This window comes from Coprococcus sp. RTP21428st1_C9_RTP21428_210409, from assembly GCF_040227395.1.
Classification (GTDB): domain Bacteria; phylum Bacillota; class Clostridia; order Lachnospirales; family Lachnospiraceae; genus Coprococcus; species Coprococcus aceti.
Map to the genome: position 1 here is coordinate 1 of NZ_JBEHVV010000128.1, position 2,555 is coordinate 2,555.

Below are 2,555 nucleotides of genomic sequence, written 5' to 3' on the forward strand. Positions count from 1 at the left end.
GGAGTTCGACAACTGTAGATCTTCCAGACAAGCAAAACCAACACTGTCAGTTAAACCAACCTTTCTTACCATAACCCGTCCTTTCCTTTACCATATCTTTGCCACCCTTTTATATAAGTTAACACCAAAACACCTTTATATTTTAACAAAAGCAGACAAACCTGTCAATTTTCAGATCTGTCTGCTTCCTGTAAAATATCTATAAATTATGTCTTACCAGTGACGGTAACCAAATACTGTTGCAGCGTTCTTGAAGTAGCTGAGTACCTGCTCTGCACATGTTGCGCTGTCACTGAATATCTTTTCTGCGATGTTATCTATAACAGTGATGAGGAATACTGAGATAACTATAGCAGCGATAACTGCAAATATCTTTGAGTTGTCATTTGTCTCAAGGTTATCGAATAACGCATGAGCTGCGATCACGATTCCGCAAAGGCTTATTCCGAGGAAGAGTATGTATCCAAAGCCTCCGATGATTCCGCTGAGGAAATCAACCTTGTGGAAGAGTGCTGAGATGATCTCAAATATGATTCCTGCAACCATTGCTATTGCCTCATAAAGTGCAAATACACCAACGGCGTTAAGTGCTTTTCCAAATGTGATTCCACCCTTGAATATAATTCCTCCGGCGATAAATACCGCTGCTGTCATGATGACTGCTGCGATTATAGTGAAGAATAACATGTAGAATCCCTTTGCTATTGAATCGCCAAAGTCAAATCCCATTATGAGGAATCCGACAGTTACAAATATAAGTGAGAGGATGGCATTTACTCCTGCAAGTATTCCGCCAGGAACCATGTTGTCACTCTGAACCATCTCACCCGCTGTATCTGCAGGGCTCTTGAAAAGACCTATCACATTCTTGAGAAGATCATTTATCATATTGCCCGCTGCTGATGGCTTCTTCGGCTGTGGCTGTGCATAGCCCTGCTGGCCGTACATCTGCTGGTTCATCTGTGGCTGGCCGTAGCCCTGCTGACCATACATCTGCTGGTTCATCTGCTGACCGTAGCCCTGCTGATTGTATGCTCCCTGGTTCATCTGCTGGCCATAACCCTGCTGATTATACATCTGCTGGTTCATCTGCTGACCGTAGCCCTGCTGGTTGTATGCACCCTGCTGGTTCATCTGCTGGCCGTAACCCTGTTGATTGTATGCACCCTGCTGGTTCATCTGCTGGCCATAGCCTTGCTGATTGTACACTCCCTGCTGACTCATCTGCGGCTGGCTGTAAGCCGCTGCCTGCTGATCTGCCTGTGGCTGGCTGTTCTCCGCCGCCTGCTGATTTGTCTGTGCCTGATCTGCCACCTGCTGTTCTCCCTGTGGCTGACCAAACTGCTGATCCTGATTCTCGTTCATTCCTGTTACCTCCAATTCCTTTCCCTGTGTGAAAATATATCAAAAATATGATACCAAATCCCCCTGGTTTTGTCATCATATCATTGCTCTATAAACTTCTGTGCGATATCGAAGGATCTGACTCAATCCTTATAATATCCATCGAAATAGTTAATCGGGCTGTGGCTGTCATACTTTGCATGATACACAAATGTAGTATAATCAACGTATTCCGCTTTCTTCTCCTCATTCTGTCCAATATTGTTGGATCTTACAAGAGCAGAAATCACTATGGATACCGTTAAGCATATCCCGCACACGATACCTATTGCAACATACAAAAATACTATCGAACCCATGTCTTATCCTGCCTTTCCTTAACGTATTCTATAGTGCCATAGCTTCTGAATCTGTGAATATCTATCCTTGATCTGTGAAGCTTGTTGATCGCACGCCAGAAGCTCACCAAACTATATATAACTCCGGCCACATACGCGGAAAATACCATAAAAGCTCCACTTGAATCACCCACATCTGCACTTATCCTATACAGATCCGTCATAAGTCCCCCAACAAATACAGATACATATGTACACAGCACAACCATCACTGTCATAAGTATTGCTATGGATGCCCCAACCTTAAATCTGTTGGATGGGACATTTCCCACGACCTTGCCGGTCTGCCCATTCACCGCCACGGTATAGAGTATTCCCTGATAACGAAAAGTCATGAACCACGCTGGCAGCAATGCATACTCGATATCTGTCATCTTTATATCCGTTTTTTCCTCAGTAATCCGGGCGTTTTTCGGAACATCGCTCATCATCTCTTCCTTCACCGCATCATTGCTCTTTCTCTTTGCAACGGCTGCGATCTCGGCAGCTGGTACATCGTACCTGTCCGTGTAAAATCCGGACAGATATTCTGGAGAAAACGTCAAAGCCTTCTCTAAATCATAAGGCTCCAGTCTTGCCGAAATGTGATCATTCAATCTTCTTGTTGCATCACCAGGTACCCTTGGAACTGTACACTCACAATCTCTCATACAATTGTGTGTGACTGTTTTGTCTGCAGTTTTCTGTGCAACTGCTGCTATAGAACCAAAGCATTTTTCATAATTACTAACGCGCTCGCCTTTTTCATTCTCCTGAAATACATACTTGAGCTTTTTTCTAACATGATAAGATGCCAGCCAATATGGTATATAT

2 protein-coding genes and 1 pseudogene are annotated in these 2,555 nt (G+C 44.0%); all 3 read right to left on the reverse strand.

The genetic code is table 11. The annotated features are described in order from the left end of the window. Nucleotides 1-213: 213 nt before the first annotated feature. Nucleotides 214-1,365 carry a YIP1 family protein gene (locus ABUA34_RS14080; RefSeq protein ID WP_349823524.1) on the reverse strand — a complete coding sequence of 384 codons (1,152 nt, stop codon included), beginning with the start codon at nt 1,363-1,365 and terminating at the stop codon, nt 214-216. Between the two features lie 122 nt (nt 1,366-1,487). Next, nucleotides 1,488-1,703 (reverse strand): hypothetical protein, encoded by a 216-nt coding sequence (locus ABUA34_RS14085; RefSeq protein ID WP_015534452.1) that lies wholly within the window; start codon nt 1,701-1,703, stop codon nt 1,488-1,490. Further along, nucleotides 1,691-2,555: pseudogene (locus ABUA34_RS14090) on the reverse strand (hypothetical protein); the annotation flags it as partial. The pseudogene ABUA34_RS14090 and the gene ABUA34_RS14085, both read right to left, overlap by 13 nt.

What these genes read in the sequence shown, in the direction of transcription:
- ABUA34_RS14080 (WP_349823524.1), bottom strand. Translation starts at nt 1,365, where the DNA reads ATGAACGAGAATCAGGATCAGCAGTTTGGTCAGCCACAGGGAGAACAG.
- ABUA34_RS14085 (WP_015534452.1), bottom strand. Translation starts at nt 1,703, where the DNA reads ATGGGTTCGATAGTATTTTTGTATGTTGCAATAGGTATCGTGTGCGGG.